Annotated in this window: 16 protein-coding genes and 4 tRNA genes; 12 read left to right on the top strand and 8 right to left on the bottom strand. The window is 63.4% G+C overall.

Features of this window, described 5'->3' with window-relative positions; translation table 11 throughout:
* Positions 1-48: 48 nt before the first annotated feature.
* Entirely contained in the window at positions 49-591 is a 543-nt protein-coding gene (locus tag CF161_RS05565; protein ID WP_020295585.1) for a TetR/AcrR family transcriptional regulator, read from the bottom strand.
* Between the two features lie 91 nt (positions 592-682).
* On the opposite strand from CF161_RS05565, the gene CF161_RS05560 reads away from it, so the two are divergent.
* The 4 genes from CF161_RS05560 to CF161_RS05545 all read left to right on the top strand — a co-directional run bounded on the left by CF161_RS05560 (position 683) and on the right by CF161_RS05545 (position 5,516).
* Complete coding sequence (locus CF161_RS05560; protein WP_020295584.1) at positions 683-1,888, top strand: MFS transporter; 1,206 nt, start codon at positions 683-685, stop codon at positions 1,886-1,888.
* 75 nt (positions 1,889-1,963) lie between these two features.
* Positions 1,964-2,293, top strand: a complete 330-nt coding sequence (locus CF161_RS05555) for a hypothetical protein (RefSeq protein WP_020295583.1) — start codon at positions 1,964-1,966, stop codon at positions 2,291-2,293.
* Between the two features lie 105 nt (positions 2,294-2,398).
* A complete protein-coding gene (locus CF161_RS05550; RefSeq protein ID WP_020295582.1) occupies positions 2,399-3,550 on the top strand; it encodes a TDT family transporter in 1,152 nt (383 codons plus the stop codon).
* 85 nt (positions 3,551-3,635) lie between these two features.
* Positions 3,636-5,516 carry an MFS transporter gene (locus CF161_RS05545; protein ID WP_020295581.1) on the top strand — a complete coding sequence of 627 codons (1,881 nt, stop codon included), beginning with the start codon at positions 3,636-3,638 and terminating at the stop codon, positions 5,514-5,516.
* 66 nt (positions 5,517-5,582) lie between these two features.
* Here CF161_RS05545 and sugE read toward each other — a convergent pair whose 3' ends face one another.
* From sugE to rdgC, 3 genes are all read right to left on the bottom strand, one after another.
* Positions 5,583-5,900, bottom strand: coding sequence for a quaternary ammonium compound efflux SMR transporter SugE (gene sugE, locus CF161_RS05540; protein ID WP_020295580.1), 318 nt, complete (start codon positions 5,898-5,900; stop codon positions 5,583-5,585).
* A gap of 117 nt (positions 5,901-6,017) precedes the next feature.
* On the bottom strand, positions 6,018-6,983 hold the full coding sequence (locus tag CF161_RS05535; protein ID WP_020295579.1) for a bile acid:sodium symporter family protein: 966 nt from the start codon (positions 6,981-6,983) through the stop codon (positions 6,018-6,020).
* A gap of 107 nt (positions 6,984-7,090) precedes the next feature.
* Positions 7,091-8,011, bottom strand: coding sequence for a recombination-associated protein RdgC (gene rdgC, locus CF161_RS05530; RefSeq protein WP_020295578.1), 921 nt, complete (start codon positions 8,009-8,011; stop codon positions 7,091-7,093).
* Positions 8,012-8,171: 160 nt separating this feature from the next.
* Between rdgC and CF161_RS05525 the strand changes: the two genes are divergently transcribed.
* The 4 genes from CF161_RS05525 (at position 8,172) to CF161_RS05510 (ending at position 8,702) form a co-directional block, all read left to right on the top strand.
* Positions 8,172-8,247, top strand: a tRNA-Val gene (locus tag CF161_RS05525).
* Positions 8,248-8,266: 19 nt separating this feature from the next.
* Positions 8,267-8,343 (top strand) — tRNA-Asp (locus CF161_RS05520).
* Positions 8,344-8,530: 187 nt separating this feature from the next.
* Positions 8,531-8,606, top strand: a tRNA-Val gene (locus CF161_RS05515).
* A gap of 19 nt (positions 8,607-8,625) precedes the next feature.
* Positions 8,626-8,702, top strand: a tRNA-Asp gene (locus tag CF161_RS05510).
* Positions 8,703-8,791: 89 nt separating this feature from the next.
* Here the strand turns inward: CF161_RS05510 and tatC are convergent.
* From tatC to tatA, 3 genes are read right to left on the bottom strand one after another with little or no spacing between them, the layout of a single operon-like run.
* Positions 8,792-9,556 (bottom strand): twin-arginine translocase subunit TatC, encoded by a 765-nt coding sequence (gene tatC / locus CF161_RS05505; protein WP_020295577.1) that lies wholly within the window; start codon positions 9,554-9,556, stop codon positions 8,792-8,794.
* The gene (tatB, locus tag CF161_RS05500) at positions 9,553-9,861 is read right to left on the bottom strand and encodes a Sec-independent protein translocase protein TatB (RefSeq protein ID WP_020295576.1); all 309 of its coding nucleotides are present in this window, start codon (positions 9,859-9,861) and stop codon (positions 9,553-9,555) included. Before tatB ends, tatC begins: the two co-directional genes overlap by 4 nt.
* The gene (tatA, locus tag CF161_RS05495; protein WP_020295575.1) at positions 9,861-10,079 is read right to left on the bottom strand and encodes a twin-arginine translocase TatA/TatE family subunit; all 219 of its coding nucleotides are present in this window, start codon (positions 10,077-10,079) and stop codon (positions 9,861-9,863) included. The genes tatB and tatA overlap by 1 nt, the downstream gene beginning before the upstream one ends.
* 160 nt (positions 10,080-10,239) lie before the next feature.
* On the opposite strand from tatA, the gene gspK reads away from it, so the two are divergent.
* Complete coding sequence (gspK, locus tag CF161_RS05490) at positions 10,240-11,205, top strand: type II secretion system minor pseudopilin GspK (RefSeq protein WP_020295574.1); 966 nt, start codon at positions 10,240-10,242, stop codon at positions 11,203-11,205.
* 54 nt (positions 11,206-11,259) lie between these two features.
* On the opposite strand, the gene CF161_RS05485 is transcribed toward gspK, so the two are convergent.
* Entirely contained in the window at positions 11,260-13,293 is a 2,034-nt protein-coding gene (locus tag CF161_RS05485; protein WP_020295573.1) for a PhoX family phosphatase, read from the bottom strand.
* Positions 13,294-13,528: 235 nt separating this feature from the next.
* Here CF161_RS05485 and CF161_RS05480 point away from each other — a divergent pair, with 235 nt between their 5' ends.
* From CF161_RS05480 to gspD, 3 genes are read left to right on the top strand one after another with little or no spacing between them, the layout of a single operon-like run.
* Entirely contained in the window at positions 13,529-15,181 is a 1,653-nt protein-coding gene (locus tag CF161_RS05480; RefSeq protein ID WP_043228693.1) for a lipoprotein UxpA, read from the top strand.
* Positions 15,178-15,606, top strand: coding sequence for a type II secretion protein C (locus tag CF161_RS05475; protein ID WP_020295571.1), 429 nt, complete (start codon positions 15,178-15,180; stop codon positions 15,604-15,606). Before CF161_RS05480 ends, CF161_RS05475 begins: the two co-directional genes overlap by 4 nt.
* A gap of 7 nt (positions 15,607-15,613) precedes the next feature.
* The gene (gene gspD, locus CF161_RS05470) at positions 15,614-17,554 is read left to right on the top strand and encodes a type II secretion system secretin GspD (RefSeq protein ID WP_020295570.1); all 1,941 of its coding nucleotides are present in this window, start codon (positions 15,614-15,616) and stop codon (positions 17,552-17,554) included.
* Positions 17,555-17,558: the final 4 nt, after the last annotated feature.

Here is a 17,558-nt window from a genome sequence, read left to right as displayed (position 1 = left end):
GCAGGCTGGGGAAGTGGCGTTCTGGGGCGTTTCGAACGGGCGTCGGGCTTATTGCCCAAGCGCCAGTTCGATCAGTTCATGCAGCTCTGGAACCGTCAGCGGCGTGGCTGAAAACAGGATGCGGAACACGCTCGGCGCCACCACCAGGTTGAGCAGGCGGTCGACGCTGGGCGGCGTGTCGGCAGACGGGTAGCGAGCGAGGATGGTCTGCAACTGGCCGCCGAGGATGGTCACGCAGTAGCCGGGAGTGGCGCTGCACTGCACGTCACGCATCATGTTGCGCCCGGGCTCCGAGCTCATTTCATCCAGGTACTGTTCGGCCCAGGCGCGCAGGTCGCCGCGCAGGCTGCCGGTGTTGGCCGGCTCGCTGTCGGGCTGCATGCGGGCCAGGGCGACATCTGCCAGCAGCGCCGACAAATCGCCCCAGCGCCGGTAGATGGTCGACGGCGTGACCCCGGCGCGTGCGGCGATCTGCGGCACGGTCAGGGTCGCGCGCTCCTGTTGTTCCAGGAGGTCGCGGACTGCCGAGTGGATGGATTCCTGAACCCGGGCGCTACGGCCGCCTGGGCGTAAACCTTCTTTAATAGCCATGGGCGGCACCTTAACACAAAGAATTTGCTTTAAGCTCGAGCCGGTAGCACACTGCGCAAAAGCAAAATATTAGCTTTAGCGGAGCGTGCCCATGTCCAGCCTTGCCGACACCCCGGTGTCAAACCGTCCCAGCCTGGTGTTTTTGGCGATCACCTTGCTCAGCTTCCTCGCCGCCTCCAGCGCGCCAACCCCGCTGTATCACCTGTACCAGGAGGCCATGGGGTTTTCCCCGGCCACCCTGACCCTGATTTTCGGCGTCTATGCCCTGAGCCTGCTGGCCGCCCTGCTGACGGTGGGTTCGTTGTCGGACTACCTGGGGCGCAAGCCGGTGATCTTTATCGCCTTGCTCCTGGATATTCTGGCGATGTTGCTGTTTATCAATGGCCACAGCGTGGCGTGGCTGGTGGCTGCGCGGGTGATGCAGGGCTTTGCCACCGGGATGGCCACCAGCGTGCTGGGCGCGGCCCTGCTCGATACGGATCGCCAGCAGGGGCCGTTGGTCAATAGCGTGGCGCCGTTGCTGGGTATGGCCTGCGGCGCCATGGGCACGGGGTTGCTGGTGGAGTTCGCGCCGCTGCCGCTGCAGTTGGCCTACTGGATTCTGTTGCTGTTGTTCGTGGCGCAGGCGTTGTACGTCTGGCGCTTGCCGGAAAGTGTCAGCCCCCAGCCAGGCGCCTGGGCTTCGCTGCGTCCGACGCTGCATGTGCCGCCCCAGGCGCGACGTGCCTTGTGGCTGGCGCTGCCGGTGGATATAGCGGTCTGGGCCATGGGCGGTTTTTACCTGTCGTTGGCGCCTTCCCTGGTGCGGGCGGCCACCGGGTCCACTTCGAACCTGATCGGCGGTGGCCTGGTTGCCGTCTTGACCCTGAGCGGTGCGCTGATGATTTTCAGCTTGCGCAATCGCCCGGCCGACAACGTGCTGCGCCTGGGCGCCGGGCTGCTGGCCGCCGGGGTCATGTTGATTCTGTGTGCGGTGCACAGCGCCAGCCTGGCGCTGTTTTTCTTCGGCACTCTGGTGGCCGGTAGCGGCTTTGGCGCCGGCTTTCTCGGGGCGCTGCGCAGTGTGGTGCCCCTGGCCTTGCCCCATGAGCGGGCGGGGTTGATGTCGGCGTTTTATGTGCTGAGTTACCTGGCGTTCTGCCTGCCGTCGCTGTTGGCCGGTAACCTGACCCGGACCTTCGGCCTGATCGCCACCACCGACGGCTATGGCGTGGTCTTGATCGCGCTGGCCCTCGGCGCCTTGTTGGCCCTGGTGCGCCAGGGTTCGGCCAAAGCCTGCGCGGCTAATGGCCGGTGATAAAACAACCGCCGATTGCCTCTCGCCTTGGGTTAGGCTTGCGCTCCTGAAGCGCCAGGGCGCATGGACCCCGTTATGGAGCAGCACGCCGTGACCACGATTATTCGCAGCAAATCCTTCACCGGTGAGCGCGCCTGGGCGGCGCTGGATATCGCCACCATGAACGGCATCACCACCCGCCTGCACTGGACCGACCAGCCCTATAAATGGCACATCAACGATGGCCAGGAAGTGTTTGTGGTGCTCGATGGCTGCGTGCAGATGCGTTACCGGGAGGCGGGCGTTGAAAAGGCGGTGCAGTTGGAGGTGGGCGATATCTTCTATGCGGATGTCGGCACCGAGCATGTGGCTCATCCACAAGGCGCCGCGCGCATCCTGGTGATCGAAAGCGAAGGCAGTGTCTGATTTATATCTGTAAAACAGATAACAGATAGAGAAATTACCCGTTATATAGATATTCGATTCGCTTCTATCATGGGCTCCACCTCATCAGAGGACAGGAGGCACGCCATGCAATGCTCTAACACTCCCACCCGCCAGCGCCGTCCGCTGAGCCAGTTGCAGCACCCACGGGAAGCCATTCGGCAATTCACCCCCAACTGGTTCGCCGCCACCATGGGCACCGGTGTCCTGGCGTTGGCCCTGGCCCAGTTGCCGCTGCAAGTCCCGGGTTTGCAGCTGTTGGCCGAAGGCTTGTGGTGGTTCACTATTTTTCTGTTTCTGTTGTTCAGCGCGGCCTATGCGGCGCGCTGGATTCTGTTTTTCGATGAAGCGCGGCGGATCTTCGGCCATTCCACGGTCTCGATGTTTTTCGGCACCATTCCCATGGGGCTGGCGACCATCATCAATGGCTTCCTGCTATTTGGCGTTCCGCGTTGGGGCCAGGGCGTGGTGCAACTGGCCGAGGTCTTGTGGTGGCTGGATGTGGCCCTGTCGCTGGCCTGCGGGGTGTTGATTCCCTACATGATGTTTACCCGCCAGGAGCACAGCATCGACCAGATGACGGCCGTCTGGCTGTTGCCGGTGGTGGCCGCGGAAGTGGCGGCGGCCAGTGGCGGCCTGCTTGCCCCCCACCTGCTGGAGGCGCACTCGCAGTGGGTAGTGCTGGTGACCAGTTACGTGCTGTGGGCGTTTTCGTTGCCCGTGGCCTTCAGCATCCTGACCATCCTCATGCTGCGCATGGCCTTGCACAAATTGCCCCACGAGAGCATGGCCGCCTCGAGCTGGCTGGCCCTCGGGCCGATCGGCACCGGGGCCCTGGGCATGTTGCTGCTGGGCAGCGACGCGCCGGCGATCTTCGCCGCCAATGGCTTGCCAGGCATCGGCGAAATCGCGGCCGGGCTGGGGCTGGTCGCCGGGGTCACACTGTGGGGCTTCGGCTTGTGGTGGATGTTGATGGCGGTCTTGATCACCCGGCGCTACCTGCGTGCCGGCATCCCGTTCAACCTCGGGTGGTGGGGCTTTACCTTTCCCTTGGGGGTGTACGCGCTGGCCACTCTGAAATTGGCGAGCACCTTGAACCTGACCTTCTTCAGTGTCTTTGGCAGCGTGCTGGTGCTGACGCTGGCGATCATGTGGCTGATCGTGGCCAAGCGCACCGTGCAAGGGGCCTATAAAGGCGAGCTGTTTGTTTCGCCCTGCATCGCAGGATTAGCGAAATAATTGCTCAGGATTAGGTAAGGTTGTGGCCTGGATCAAAGATCGACATTCCAATAACCAGCATCCACGCCACTCAGGGACATGGAAGATGAGTCACCCTTCGCAGTTCACCTTGCTCCGCAAGCGGCGCTTCTTGCCGTTTTTCATCACGCAGTCCCTTGGTGCATTCAACGACAACATCTTCAAGCAGTCGCTGATTCTTGCCATTCTCTACAAGCTGACCATCGAGGGCGATCGCTCGGTCTGGGTCAACCTGTGCGCCTTGTTGTTTATCCTGCCGTTCTTTCTGTTTTCGGCACTGGCCGGGCAGTTTGGCGAAAAGTTCGCCAAGGACTCGCTGATCCGTCTGATCAAGCTCGGTGAAATCGCCATCATGGTGGTCGGCGCCGTGGGTTTTGCCTTCGATCATCTGTCGCTGATGCTGGTGGCGCTGTTCGCCATGGGCACTCACTCGGCACTGTTTGGTCCGGTGAAGTATTCGATCCTGCCCCAGGCCCTGCGCGAAGAAGAGCTGGTGGGGGGCAACGGCCTGGTGGAAATGGGCACCTTCCTCGCGATCCTGGCCGGGACCATTGGCGCCGGGATCATGATGTCCTCGGCGCATTACGCACCCATCGTCTCCACGGCCATGATCGGGGTCGCGGTCCTGGGTTATCTGGCCAGCCGCAGCATTCCGCGGGCCGCTGCGTCCAGTCCGGAAATGCGCCTGAACTGGAATATCTTCAGCCAGTCCTGGGCCACCCTGCGCCTGGGCCTGGGGCAGACGCCGGCAGTGTCGCGCTCGATTGTCGGCAACTCGTGGTTCTGGTTTGTCGGGGCGATCTACCTGACGCAGATTCCGGCCTACGCCAAGGAGTGGATGCACGGCGACGAGACCGTGGTCACGCTGATCCTGACCGTGTTCTCGGTGGGTATCGCGCTCGGTTCCATGCTGTGCGAGAAGCTTTCCGGGCGCAAAGTCGAGATCGGCCTGGTGCCTTTCGGCTCCTTGGGCCTGACGATTTTCGGCCTGTTGCTGTGGTGGCATTCGGGGGGCATTCCCCTGAGTGCCAACCCTGAAGGGCACAGTTGGCTGGCGGTGCTCGGGTTTGGCCAGAGCTGGTGGGTGTTGCTCGATATCCTCGGGCTCGGTGTGTTCGGTGGCTTCTATATCGTGCCGCTGTACGCCTTGATCCAGTCGCGCACGCCGGAGAAGGAGCGGGCGCGGGTGATTGCCGCCAACAATATTCTCAATGCCTTGTTCATGGTGGTCTCGGCGCTGGTCTCCATTGTGTTGCTGAGTGTGGCCAAGCTGTCGATTCCGCATCTGTTCCTGGTGGTGTCGCTGCTGAACATTCTGGTCAACGGCTACATCTTCAAGATCGTGCCCGAGTTCAGCATGCGCTTCATGATCTGGCTGCTGAGCCACTCCATGTACCGCGTCGAGCATCGCAACCTGGACTTGATCCCCGACGAAGGCGCCGCGCTGCTGGTGTGCAACCACGTTTCGTTCGTCGATGCCTTGTTGATCGGCGGTGCGGTGCGTCGGCCGATTCGCTTTGTGATGTATTACAAAATCTACAACCTGCCGGTGCTGAACTTTATCTTCCGCACGGCCGGGACCATTCCCATCGCCGGGCGTCACGAAGACCTGCAGATCTACGAAAAGGCCTTCAAGAGGATTGCCGAGTACCTGAAGGACGGTGAGTTGGTGTGCATCTTCCCGGAAGGCAAGCTGACCGCCGATGGTGAGCTTAATGAGTTCAAGGGCGGCTTGACGCGGATTCTGCAGGAGACCCCGGTGCCGGTGATTCCGTTGGCGCTGCAAGGGTTGTGGGGCAGCTTCTTCAGCCGCGATCCGGGCAAGGGGCTGTTTCGCCGGCTCTGGTCGCACGTGACCCTGGTGGCCGGTCCGCCGGTGGCCGTGGAGGCCGCCGAACCGGCCCACTTGCAGACGCTGGTGGGACAGTTGCGCGGCAGCGTGCGCTAGTTTCAGCCAGGCAAAAAAACGCCCGCATGATTGCGGGCGTTTTTATTTGTGCAGGATTTCTTGCCGTCAGCTGGCGCTGACCTTGAGACCGACCAGCCCGGCGATGATCAGGCCGACACTCAGCAGTCGGACCAGGGCCATGGATTCGCCAAACAGAATGATCCCGGCGATGACCGTGCCGACTGCGCCGACCCCGGTCCAGATCGCATAGGCGGTGCCCAGGGGCAACTCCTTCATGGCCAGGCCCAGCAGGCCCAGGCTGATGGCCATGGCGATCACGGTCAGGGCGGTGGGCAGCGGGCGGCTGAAACCGTCGGTGTATTTCAGGCCGACGGCCCAGCCGACTTCAAACAGGCCGGCAAAAAACAGAATGATCCAGGACATGAACACCTCCATCGATTGATGGGGCCGTCCCCAGATGGATAACTCGATCGAGCCGCGAGGTCGTCCCCGCGATGCGCAGTATAGTGCCCATTAATAAACCCTCGATCAAGTCCGCGCTTACTCGGCTGTGGGTTGCGCGGCTTGCTTGCGGTCTTCCTTTTCACTCATGCGGCGGAAATAGGTCGAGAGCAGCGCTCCGGAAATATTGTGCCAGACACTGAACAGCGCGCTGGGCACTGCCGCCAGGGGTGAAAAGTGCGCGCTGGCCAGGGCCGCGCCCAGGCCGGAGTTCTGCATGCCGACTTCCAGTGCCAGGGATTTGCGCTGGGCCAGCGGCAGCTTGAACAGCTTGCCGGTGAAGTAGCCCAGCAGGTAGCCGAAGCTGTTGTGCAGCATGACCACGGCCATGATCAGCAGGCCCGATTCGGCGATCTTCGCCTGACTGGCGGCGACCACGGCGGTCACGATAATCACGATGCTGATCACCGACACCAGGGGCAAGACCTCCACCGCGTGCCGCACCCGATCACCCAGCAAGCGCTGGGCCGCCACGCCCAGCACGATCGGCAGCAACACCACCTGCAGGATCGACCAGAACAGCTCCATGAACGACACCGGCAGCCAGGCCGAGGCCAGCAACCAGATCAGCGCCGGGGTCAGCAGCGGGGCGAGGAGGGTGGTGACGGCGGCGATGGCCACGGACAACGCCAGGTCGCCCCGGGCCAGCCAGGTCATTACGTTGGAGGAGGTGCCGCTCGGGCAGCAGCCCACCAGGATCACCCCGACCGCGATTTCTGCGGGCAGATGGAACACCTGGCACAGCAGCCAGGCCACCCCCGGCATGATCACGAAATGCGCGACCACCCCTAGCGCCACCCGCCATGGATGGCGCGCGACTTCAGCGAAGTCATCGAGCTTGAGGGTCAGGCCCATGCCGAACATCACCAGCCCCAGCAGTGGCACGATGGCGCCCTTGAGGCCGATGAACCAGCCGGGTTGCAGGAACGCGACCACGGCGAAAATCAGGACCCAGTAAGCGAAGGTATTGCCGACAAAACGACTCAATGCAGCCAGTGCGCGCATGGCCTGTTCCTTATTATGTGAAAACGCCACCCGGGCGGTGGCGTCTATAAACAGTGGCTGGCTTGGCTGCGGCGTTGCGGCTGCGGCCAAGCCGGGTCCTGCAAGGGTCAGATGCCTTGTGGGATTTCTTCGCCACCCAAGGCTTCGACCAACGCCGGCAGGAACTCGCCGAAGGTCAGCATCATCAGGGTGAAGCTGGCGTCCAGCTGGCCGAGGGCTTCTTCGCCGCCGTCCTGTTCCGCCTGGTCTTGCAGCAGGTCTTCGAACTTCAGGCGCTTGACGGTCATTTTGTCGTCGAGCATGAAGGACAGCTTGTCCTGCCAGGCCAGGGACAACTGGGTGACCACTTTGCCAGTGCTCAGGTGCAGCTGGATCTCTTCGCTGGTCAGGTCCTGGCGCTTGCAGCGCACGATGCCGCCATCTTCATGGGTGTCGCGCAGTTCGCACTCGTCGAGCACGAAGAAGTCGGCCGCGGTTTCCTGGGTCTTGACCCAGTCGGTCATGATTGCGGTCGGTGCAGTCTTGACGGTCAGCGGACGCACCGGCAGGGTGCCGAGCACTTCGCGCAGGGTGGAGAGCAGATCTTCAGCGCGTTTCGGGCTGGCCGAGTTGACCAGGATCAGGCCCTGTTTCGGCGCGATGGCGGCAAAGGTCGAGGAACGACGAATAAAGGCACGGGGCAGGAAGGCCTGGATGATTTCATCCTTGATCTGGTCGCGCTCCTTTTTATAGACCTTGCGCATTTGTTCGGCTTCGATCTCTTCGACCTTTTCCTTCAGGGCGTCGCGTACAACGCTGCCAGGCAGGATGCGTTCTTCCTTGCGTGCGGCAACCAGCAGGAAATCCTGGCTGACGTGGACCAGGGGCGCATCTTCGCCTTTGCCGAACGGCGCGACGAAACCGTAGGTGGTCAACTCCTGGCTTGCACATGGACGCGCCAGTTTGGTGGCCAGTGCGGTTTCCAGCGCCTCAGCATCAAAGGGCAGATCTTGGGTCAGGCGATAGATAAGCAGGTTTTTGAACCACATGGGGTGAATCTCTCCTTTATACAAAGGAGGGCATTATTCTCTTCGCGGCTGCTCAGGCCAACCCTTCGCTAAGCCTTTGGAAGGCATGAAAAAATTATTATAAAAAGTGCTTGCCAGAGTTCGGGTCGCTCCGTAGAATGCGCGCCACACCGAAAGTGAAGGGTGATTAGCTCAGCTGGGAGAGCATCTGCCTTACAAGCAGAGGGTCGGCGGTTCGATCCCGTCATCACCCACCACTTACTTTCAACGCTACGCGCAGCGGTAGTTCAGTCGGTTAGAATACCGGCCTGTCACGCCGGGGGTCGCGGGTTCGAGTCCCGTCCGCTGCGCCATATTCGGTTACCTGGAACGCTGAACGCCAGGTCACCACGGAAAGCCCGCTAACGCGGGTTTTTTTGTGCCTGTATTTTGCGGGTGCACGTTGTCTGGCAATTATTTCTGCTTTTTTTAATAAATTGTTTATTTAAATCAGCACGTTATGAATTTTTGTGAGAGAATGCGCCCCGCAACGAAGGTAAAGGGTGATTAGCTCAGCTGGGAGAGCATCTGCCTTACAAGCAGAGGGTCGGCGGTTCGATCCCGTCATCACCCACCACTTACTTTCAACGCTACGCGCAGCGGTAGTTCAGTCGGTTAGAATACCGGCCTGTCACGCCGGGGGTCGCGGGTTCGAGTCCCGTCCGCTGCGCCATTATTCAGCTTCCAAGCCCCTTGAACGCTTGGAAGCGCCAAAGAAAGCGACCTTAGGGTCGCTTTTTTTGTGCCCGGATTTTGCCCTGCTCAACCTGCGACGCGGGATGACGATTCGTGGCTGCGTGGCTTGCTCACCGAGCGACTGGCCAGCAGGCCCACCTCGAACAGCATCCACATCGGCACCGCCAGCATGGTTTGCGAAAACACGTCCGGCGGCGTCAGCAGCATGCCGACCACAAAGCAGCCGACTATCACGTACGGCCGGCTTTTTTGCAGGGTCTGCACGTCGGTGATGCCGGCCCAGATCACCAGGAAGGTCGCCACGGGAATTTCAAAGGCCAGGCCGAACGCCAGCAGCAGCGCGAGAATGAAATCCAGGTACAGCGCGATGTCGGTCATCATTGCCACGCCGTCCGGCGTGACGCTGGTAAAGAAGCCGAACATCATCGGGAACACCAGGAAAAACGCAAACGCCATGCCGCCGTAAAACAGCAGCACGCTGACGGCCAGCAACCACGCGGCAATCCGCCGTTCCTGGCGATACACCGCCGGTGCGATCAACCCCCAAACCTGATGCAGCAGCAGCGGCATGCTGATGAACAGGGCAATCATCATCGTCAGTTTGAGCGGTGCCAGAAACGGCGAGGTCACGCCGGTGGCGATCATGCTGGCGCCGGCGGGCAGGAATTCGCGCAGCGGCTGCGAGACGAAGCTGTACAGGGTCTGGGCGAAAGGAAACAACGCGCAGAACACCAGGGTGATGGCCAGGGCGCAACGCAGCAGGCGCGAGCGCAATTGAGCCAGGTGCCCGGTCACCGACAGGCGTCGGGCAGGCAAGGGCAGGTGGTTCATGGGGTGGGATGTCCTGATGGGGTGGCACTCTCGGGCTGCGATGCCCCCGTGGGTGGGGCCTCCAGGCGGATGCCGTCGCGCAGTTGCTGTTCCAGTTGCCGCAGCGGCGCCTGGTCGAGGCCCTGGAGCAGGTGCTCGTTATCCAGCTCCTGGGTCACCTGGGCCTTGAGCGTATTCATCGCGCGCTTGGCCCGGCCCAGCCACAAGCCGGCGTTGCGCGCGGCGACCGGCAGGCGCTCCGGGCCCAGCACCAACAGGGCCACCAGGCCGACCAGCAGCAGTTCGCTGAAGCCGATATCGAACATCAGTGTTTGCTGTCTGCGGATCGATTGTGCGCGGCGTCCACCTCAAGCCCGGTTTTGGCCGGGTCCTGCTGGGCACCGGGCTCGTTGCCCATCGATGAGCGGAACCCTTTGATCGCCTCGCCCACATCGCTGCCCAGCCCTTTCAAGCGTTTGGTGCCGAACAGCATCATCACGATCAGCAGCACGATGACCAGTTGCCAAATCCCTATACCACCCATATCGACGCTCCAAGCCATTGATTTGAAATGTAAAGGCGCAGTTTGCCGAGGCTTTGTGACGCTGCGGTGACGTTTTCGGGGGATTTGTGTGAGCCTGCCACCTGGCTGAAACATCCACTGTGTTGACTGTCGCCTGTTGTTCAATAAAGGCGGCGTGGCGATGTTCGGAAAGCGGCAGCAAGGGGCAGCGTTGTTGATGGTCCTGGTGGCCCTGGCAATGCTGGCGGGAGGCATGGCGTGGATGGTCGAGCAGGGACGGCAGGAGGTCGACAGTGTGCGGCTGATCCAGCAACGGGTGCAGGCGCGGGCTATCGAACGGGCGGCGCTGGCCTTCACCGAACAGGCGCTCCAGGACCCGTTATGGCGCGCCAGCCCGCTGTTCTGGCAGGCCCTGCGCGGGCAGCCGCTGAGTTATGACTTCAAGGGCGGCAAGGCGAGCATTCGGATTCGCGACCTGCACAGCTGTTTCAACGTCAATGCGCTGATTGGCCCCGAAGCCGAGCGTGCGCAACGCCAGCTGGTGCAGTTGCTGGGGGCTGACATGGCCGCCGAACGCCTGGCGCAGACCCTGGCCGACTGGCTCGACGCCGACCAGCAGACGCGCCTGCAAGGTGCGGAGAGCAATGAATACCTGCGCCAGTTGCCGCCGCGCCTGGCGGCCAATCAGTTGATGGGCGATATCAGCGAGTTGAACCTGCTACTGACCGCCGATGCCGGTCGTGCCCTGCGTTACCCGCAATTGTGCGCCCTGGCCGAAACCTCGGGCTGGCGCCTGAACGCCAATGCCTTGAGCCTGGATATGCTGCCGCTGCTGGACGCGCTGTATGAAGGCGAGGTGTCGCGCTCGCTGCTGACACGCCTGGTCAGCGCACGCCCCGCCGGGGGGTATCGCGATGCCGGCGATCTGCGCCAGGCCCTGGGGGCGCTGGATGACCCGACGTTCGAGCGGATCAGTGAAGGCTTGCAGCTCAATGGCGATCACTTTCTGCTGCAACTGGAGATCGATCTGGACGGCCAGCTGTTTCGCAGCCAATACCGGGTCGAGGCCCAGGGCGTGGTCAAGTGGCATGCCCGGGTGCCGGCCCAGGGCATGCTGCTGCGCTCGCGCGAACCGCTGCCTTTATAGATAGACGGCAAAAGCCCCGAACCAGTCGGGGCTTCTGTGGTGGCGGGGCGGTTGTCAGATCGCCAGTTCACCCCCATCGCTGCGCTGGATCACCACCGTCGATGCGCGCGGGCGCACGGTGCCGACCGTGACATCAGTAGCCACATCGGTGGACGGCCAGTTGCCCGGGTGCTGGATGTTGACGAACACGGTTTTGTTGTCGGGGGTGAAGGTCACGCCGGTCACTTCGCAGCCGTTAGGCCCGACGAAGAAGCGCCGCAGGTCGACCTGGTTCTGGGCGTTGACTGGCACCTGTTTGCCCTGGGCATCGACCAGGTTGGTGGGGATCACCACCAGCATCTGGTCGTTGGTGTAGCTGGTGAGGGTGGATTCGCCGTTGTCGGTCTGGATCCACATCACCCCACGGCTGTCGAAGCTCATGCCGTCCGGGCTGGCGAACTGGTTGAGTACGGTCAGGCCGGAGCGGTTGATGTCCGGGGTGCCGGCGGCGTTGGCGCCGAAGACAAAAATGTCCCAGGTGAAGGCGATCTGATTGTCGGCGTCGTGCCAGCGAATGATGTGCCCGTGCTTGTTGTTGACGCGCGGGTTGGCGGCGTTGGCCACCGAGCGGCTGGTGTTGTTGGTGAGCGTCAGATAGACATCGCCATTGAGCGGGTTGACCGAGGTCCATTCCGGGCGGTCCATGGGCGTGGCGCCCACGGCGTCGGCGGCGCCCCGGGTGTTGAGGATGATCCCCGGCAGGTCGGTGAATTTCGCCCCCAGGGTGCTGCCGTCGGTGGTGGCGCTGGCCACGTCGAGCAGCAGCCAGTCGCCGCTGCCGTCGGCATTGAAGCGCGCCACGTACAGTTTGCCGCTGTCCATGTACTTGCTGCCGGTGGCCAGGCGGTCGCTGGGGGTGGCGTCGGCCGGGTCCCACAGGGCGGTGGAGACGAACTTGTACAGGTACTCGTTCTGCGAGTCGTCGCCGCTGTAGAACACCACCGGTTTGCCGGCGGTGGTCAGGCCCGGCCAGCAGCCTTCATGGCGGAAGCGGCCGAGGGCGGTGCGTTTCACCGCGCGGGTGGTGGAGTTGTAGGGGTCGATCTCGACGATATAGCCATAGGTGCTGGCTTCGTTGCGGTAGTCGTCGGTGGCCGTGGCGCCAGTGGGGGTCACGTCGAAACGGCTGAACTCTTCGGCCACTTCGCTCGGGTCGCCAGCGGCGGTTTCCCAGCGATAGTTGCCGTTGGTGGTGCCCACGCCGATGCGCACCTGGTCCGCCGGCCGCGCGCCGCTTTTATTGATGAAAATCCCTGGCCAGTTTTCCTCGCAGGTGAGGTAGGTGCCCCACGGCGTGTAACCGTTGCCGCAGTTGTTGTTGGTGCCGCGGGTCTGGGTGCCGGTGGGCGAGAACTTGGTCTTGACGTGATCAGTGCCTTTCATCGGGCCTGACAGGTCCATCACCGTGGCGGTGGTGAAGCGGCGGTTCAGCGGGTCGTTTTCAATCACCTGCCAGCGGCCGCTGACCTTGGTCACGCGCATCACGCCGGCGCCGTGGGCGTTGATTTCCTTGCGCACTTCCTCGACCGGGCGAATGCCGCCGACCAGGGTGGCACCGGCCGGGTGCAGGGCGGCCTGGTCGATGTATTCGTGGTTGATGGCGATCAGGCCGTCGGTGGAGCTGCCATTGATCGGGAAGAACCGCATGCCGTCGTGGTGCATGCCCACCGAGTTGGCCTGGTCGGTCGAGGTGTTGCTGCCGTCGCTTTTCCAGGCGGCGGCGGTGCTGTTCAACGGCGTGCCCCAGGGCGCCAGGACATGGGCGGTGTAGCCGGCGGCCACGGTGCAGGCGTCGATCAGGGAGCCGGGGATCGAGTTGAAGCCCAGTTTCAGGGCTGGCTTGGTGGTCGGTGGCGGCGTGCTGTCGTTGTCGGAGCCGCTGTCGCTGTCAAAGCAGCCGGTCAGGCCGGTGCCGGCAATCATCGCGATCGCGGCGCCGAGCCCGCCACGTACCACGCTGCGACGGCTGAGGTAGGTAGTGAGTACCGATTCCATCGGCTCGTTGAGGCTCAGATTGCGATTCTGGTTGTCGCCAGTCTCTCGACTCATTTCATCACGTCCTTTTTGTAGATCACGGTTGGTTTGAAAGGAACCGGGACTGTAAGAGCCGAGTGTGATGATTCTTTGGCGGTTTTGTTAAAAACGGATTTAAGCCGCTTTCTTTTATTTCCTTTTGTTACAAGGCCGCAGATTTCAGCCCTGTTAAAAAACTGACATTAAACCGTCATTAATTGCCCGCCACTATGCCGCCCCTGTGAAGAGTTAGCCTCAGGGTGAGAGAACAATGGCTTCAATGGTGCGGCGCGATGTATTGGGATGGATGACGCTCGGGGCCTGTGCGCCCTGGCTCGCCGGCTGCTCCAGCCTGGGGGCGGCGACGGGACCGAGCGACAGCCAGCCGGTGGATCTGTTGTATGTCGCCGATACCCTCGACGCCCGCCAGCCGGGTCGCCCGGTGGTGCCCGCCACTCGCCTGGGGCCGGCGACCCGTATCGGCCAGGCGCCCTGGATCACCGGGGCCAATGCCCGTTCAACCCAAGCCGGCGGCAGCCCACTCGATAGCCTGCTTGATGCGGCCTTGAGCGATGGCGTGGAAACCGGCGGCTACGCGGTACTCGGCGCGCTGCTGCAACGCTTGCGCGAGGAGTCCGGCCAGGGCAACAGCCTGACCCTGGAAAACGGCCAGTGCTGGAACGGCAGCGGCCTGGCCTACCTGACCCGCGGAGTCTCCGGGGGCCAGGGCAGCGCCTTGCTTGGCAGCGAGGTGCGAGTCAGCAGCGATGAACGTGTGCTCTGGCCGGACCAATGCCAGGGGCTGTACCAACAGTTCGGCCATCCGGTGCTGGGCGCCGGGCTGGCCAGCGACAGCGCGCAACGCCTGGCCACCCCCGGCATGAGTGTGTTCCGCCGTGGCGGCGTGCGCATCGCCGTGGTCGGGATCACCGACCCCTATGCCCGGGATCAGAAAGCTTCCCTGAAGCAATGGCTGCACAGCCTGCAGCCGGTGCTGACTCAGGCCCGGGCCGAAGCCGACCTGGTGGTGGCCCTGGCCGACGTCGGCACCGGTCCGGGTTTCTGGCTGGCCGAGCGCCTGAGCCAGGTCGATCTGGTGCTCTGTGCCCGGGGCCAGGACCTGTGGCCGCAACCGGTGGAGATCCTGCAAGGCTCAGGCAAGCGGGTCCCGGTGGTGCTGGGCGGGGCCCGGGCCAGCGGCGCGTTCCGTATCCGTTGCCAGGCCCAGGCCGGGCAGTGGCGGTTCGAGGCGCGCTTCTACCCGGCCTTCAATAATGCCCTGGACGCTGGCGGACAAGCCCATGCCCAACGCCTGCGCCAGAGCCTGCAACAACAGCGGGCGGCCCACGCCGGCTGGCTCGATCAACCCTTGGCCCGGGCCCCGGAAAACCTCTGGCGCCGCGATGTGCGTGGCGGCAGTTGGGACCGCCTGTTGCACCAGGCATTGGCGAGCCAGCCCGACAGCGCGGTGCTGCTGCCGGGGTTGCGCTACGACTGCCCCCTGGCGCGGGGCCAGATGATTACCCGTGAACACCTGATCAGCCTGAGTGGCAGCTACCCGGCGCCGGTGGTCGATGTGCCGGCGCAACAGGTACGCCAGGTGCTGGAGAACGCGGCCGAGCAACTGTTTGGCGAGCCGTTGCTGCTGGATAACAGCCAGGATCTGCCGCGCTGGCTTGGCCAGCCCTGGCAGGTCACTTACAGCCCCAGCGGCAAGCGGGTCAGCGAGTTTGCCGAACCGCAGGGCCAATGCCGGACCTTCGGCCTGGGCTTTGACGCCGAGGCCGGGCAACCGCTGTGGCAGCACCTGGAAGGCTGGTTGCGCGAGCGGCCGGCGGATTGGCAACTGGCGCCGCTGCAACTGCCGCACGTGCGTTATGTGCAGGGCCACCCCGGATGGCACCCCCGGAGCCTGGCCAGTTGAGCCGTGCCAGCGGCCTGTTCAACCTGGTGCTGGTGACCCTGCTGGCCTGGCTGGCGGCGCGCTGTGTGCTGCAACTCTGGCACGGCGCCGCGCAACCGCCGCCGCAGTATCCGCAACCGGCTCCGGTGGCCGACCTGCTCCAGCGGCATTGGGCACCGCGCCAGGCGCCAGGCAGCGACTTGCCGCTGACCACGCTCAAGGTCGATTACCTGGGCAGCCTCAAGGCCAGCCCGCTGCGCGCCACGGTGGTGGTGCTGCGTTACCAGCAACAAGAACGGACGCTGACCCTCGGTCAGCGCCTGGCCCCGGGCATCGTCTTGCACGACATCGATGAGCGCGGGCTGATTTTCGACAATCAAGGGCAGCACGAACGCCTGCCGTGGCCGCCCCGGCGGCCGGTGATCGGCCTCACGCGCCAGGAATGAACCGACTATGCACATGATCAATAAATGCCTGGGCCTGACGGCCTTGTGCCTGAGCTTGAGTTTTATTCCGGCCGGCGCCGAAGAAGAGGAGGCCTTGTATGAGGTCAACTTCATCGACACCGAGCTGACCGACTTTATCGACAGCGTGTCGCGCATCACCAGCACCACCTTCATCATCGACCCCCGGGTCAAGGGCAAGGTCACGGTGCGCAGCATCGAGATGCTCGGCAGCGAAGAGATCTACGACATCTTTCTCGCCCAACTGCGGGCCCAGGGCTTTGCCGCGGTCGACCTGCCCAATGGCAGCGTGAAGATCGTGCCCGACCAGGCGGCGCGCCTGGAGCCGGTGCCGGTGGAGTCCTCGCGGCAGGACCCGCAGGTCAATGACGGCATGGCGACCCGGGTGTTCAGCGTGCGCAACGCCGCCAGCGAGCAGATGCTGAACATCCTCAAGCCGCTGATCGACCCCCGGGTCGGGGTGATTACCCCCTATCCCTCGGCCAACCTGTTGGTGATCACCGACTGGCGCAGCAACCTGGACCGCATCGACAGCCTGCTGTTGCAGCTCGACCAGGTCAGTCAGGAACCCCTGGAGGTGTTGCCCCTGGTCAACGCCAGCGCCAACGACACCGCGCAGTTGATGACCCGCCTGCTGGCCCGGGAACAGGGCGCCGACAGCGCGCAAGTGATTGCCGACCCACGCAGCAACGCCTTGCTGGTACGCGGCAGTGCCGACAGCCGGCAGCGGGTGCGGGCCCTGCTCAAGCAGCTGGATCAACCCCAGAGTGCGCTGCGCAGTTCCAACACCGTGGTGATGTACCTGCGCCACGCCAATGCGGCCGAGGTGGTCAAGGTGCTGCGCGGCCTGACCCAGGACACGGCGGCCGGCGCGCCACCGGCCGAAGGCGAGCAGAAGCAGGTGGCGGTCAGCACCTCGGGGATCCGCATGGAGTCGGAGGAGGGCACCAACGCCGTGGTGATGGTGGGCCCGGACAGTGAAATCGCTGCCTACCGCACCATCGTCGAACAGCTGGATATCCGCCGCGCCCAGGTGGTGGTCGAAGCAATCATTGCCGAAGTCTCCGACACCCGCGCCCAGGAGCTGGGGGTGCAGTGGCTGTTTATGGGCGACTCCTTCGGTGGCGGCGCGGTCAACTTCACCGGCAGCGGCGCCAGCATCACCAGCCTGGCGGCCGCCGCCTCCAGCAACGACACCGCCGGCCTGGGCAAGCTCCTGGCCAATGTCCCGGGGGTGACGGCCGGGGTCGGCAACCTCAGCGGTGGCGGGCTGAACTTCCTGGCCCTGCTCAATGCGCTGAAAAGCGAAAGCGGCTTCAACCTGCTGTCGACCCCGACCCTGCTGACCCTGGACAACGCCGAGGCGTCGATCCTGGTCGGTCAGGAAGTGCCCTTTGTCACCGGTTCGGTCACGCAAAACAACACCAACCCCTACCAGACCATCGAGCGCAAGGAAGTGGGGATCAAGCTGCGGATCAAACCGCAGATCAATATCGACAACACCGTGCGCCTGGACATCGTCCAGGAAGTGTCTTCGATTGCCGACAGTGCCGGCGCCAGCGATGTCATCACCAACAAGCGCGAGATCAAGACCAAGGTCATGGTCGAGGACAACGGCCTGGTGGTGCTTGGCGGGCTGATCGGCGACGAGGCCAAGTCCGGCGACCAGCGCGTGCCCTGGCTGGGCGATATCCCGGGCTTGGGCCGGCTGTTCCGTTCCACGTCCAGCCAGCGCACTAAGCAGAACCTGATGGTGTTTATCCGCCCGCGCATCATGCGTGACGGTGAGACCCTGGCCCAACTCAGCAGCGAAAAATACCGCAACCTCAAGGTCAACACGTCCCTGGCCTTGCCGGCGCTTTCGCAGAGCAATGCCTTGCTGCAGTTGTTCCCCGCCAGCCGCGAACGCCTGGATGCCGGCACATGGTAAGCAG

Source organism: Pseudomonas sp. CF161 (genome assembly GCF_000416215.1).
Taxonomy (GTDB): domain Bacteria; phylum Pseudomonadota; class Gammaproteobacteria; order Pseudomonadales; family Pseudomonadaceae; genus Aquipseudomonas.
This window is presented reverse-complemented; position numbering and strand designations above follow the sequence as displayed.

What these genes read in the sequence shown, in the direction of transcription:
- CF161_RS05565 (WP_020295585.1), bottom strand. Translation starts at nt 591, where the DNA reads ATGGCTATTAAAGAAGGTTTACGCCCAGGCGGCCGTAGCGCCCGGGTT.
- CF161_RS05560 (WP_020295584.1), top strand. Translation starts at nt 683, where the DNA reads ATGTCCAGCCTTGCCGACACCCCGGTGTCAAACCGTCCCAGCCTGGTG.
- CF161_RS05555 (WP_020295583.1), top strand. Translation starts at nt 1,964, where the DNA reads ATGGAGCAGCACGCCGTGACCACGATTATTCGCAGCAAATCCTTCACC.
- CF161_RS05550 (WP_020295582.1), top strand. Translation starts at nt 2,399, where the DNA reads ATGCAATGCTCTAACACTCCCACCCGCCAGCGCCGTCCGCTGAGCCAG.
- CF161_RS05545 (WP_020295581.1), top strand. Translation starts at nt 3,636, where the DNA reads ATGAGTCACCCTTCGCAGTTCACCTTGCTCCGCAAGCGGCGCTTCTTG.
- sugE (WP_020295580.1), bottom strand. Translation starts at nt 5,900, where the DNA reads ATGTCCTGGATCATTCTGTTTTTTGCCGGCCTGTTTGAAGTCGGCTGG.
- CF161_RS05535 (WP_020295579.1), bottom strand. Translation starts at nt 6,983, where the DNA reads ATGCGCGCACTGGCTGCATTGAGTCGTTTTGTCGGCAATACCTTCGCT.
- rdgC (WP_020295578.1), bottom strand. Translation starts at nt 8,011, where the DNA reads ATGTGGTTCAAAAACCTGCTTATCTATCGCCTGACCCAAGATCTGCCC.
- tatC (WP_020295577.1), bottom strand. Translation starts at nt 9,556, where the DNA reads ATGAACCACCTGCCCTTGCCTGCCCGACGCCTGTCGGTGACCGGGCAC.
- tatB (WP_020295576.1), bottom strand. Translation starts at nt 9,861, where the DNA reads ATGTTCGATATCGGCTTCAGCGAACTGCTGCTGGTCGGCCTGGTGGCC.
- tatA (WP_020295575.1), bottom strand. Translation starts at nt 10,079, where the DNA reads ATGGGTGGTATAGGGATTTGGCAACTGGTCATCGTGCTGCTGATCGTG.
- gspK (WP_020295574.1), top strand. Translation starts at nt 10,240, where the DNA reads ATGTTCGGAAAGCGGCAGCAAGGGGCAGCGTTGTTGATGGTCCTGGTG.
- CF161_RS05485 (WP_020295573.1), bottom strand. Translation starts at nt 13,293, where the DNA reads ATGAGTCGAGAGACTGGCGACAACCAGAATCGCAATCTGAGCCTCAAC.
- CF161_RS05480 (WP_043228693.1), top strand. Translation starts at nt 13,529, where the DNA reads ATGGCTTCAATGGTGCGGCGCGATGTATTGGGATGGATGACGCTCGGG.
- gspD (WP_020295570.1), top strand. Translation starts at nt 15,614, where the DNA reads ATGCACATGATCAATAAATGCCTGGGCCTGACGGCCTTGTGCCTGAGC.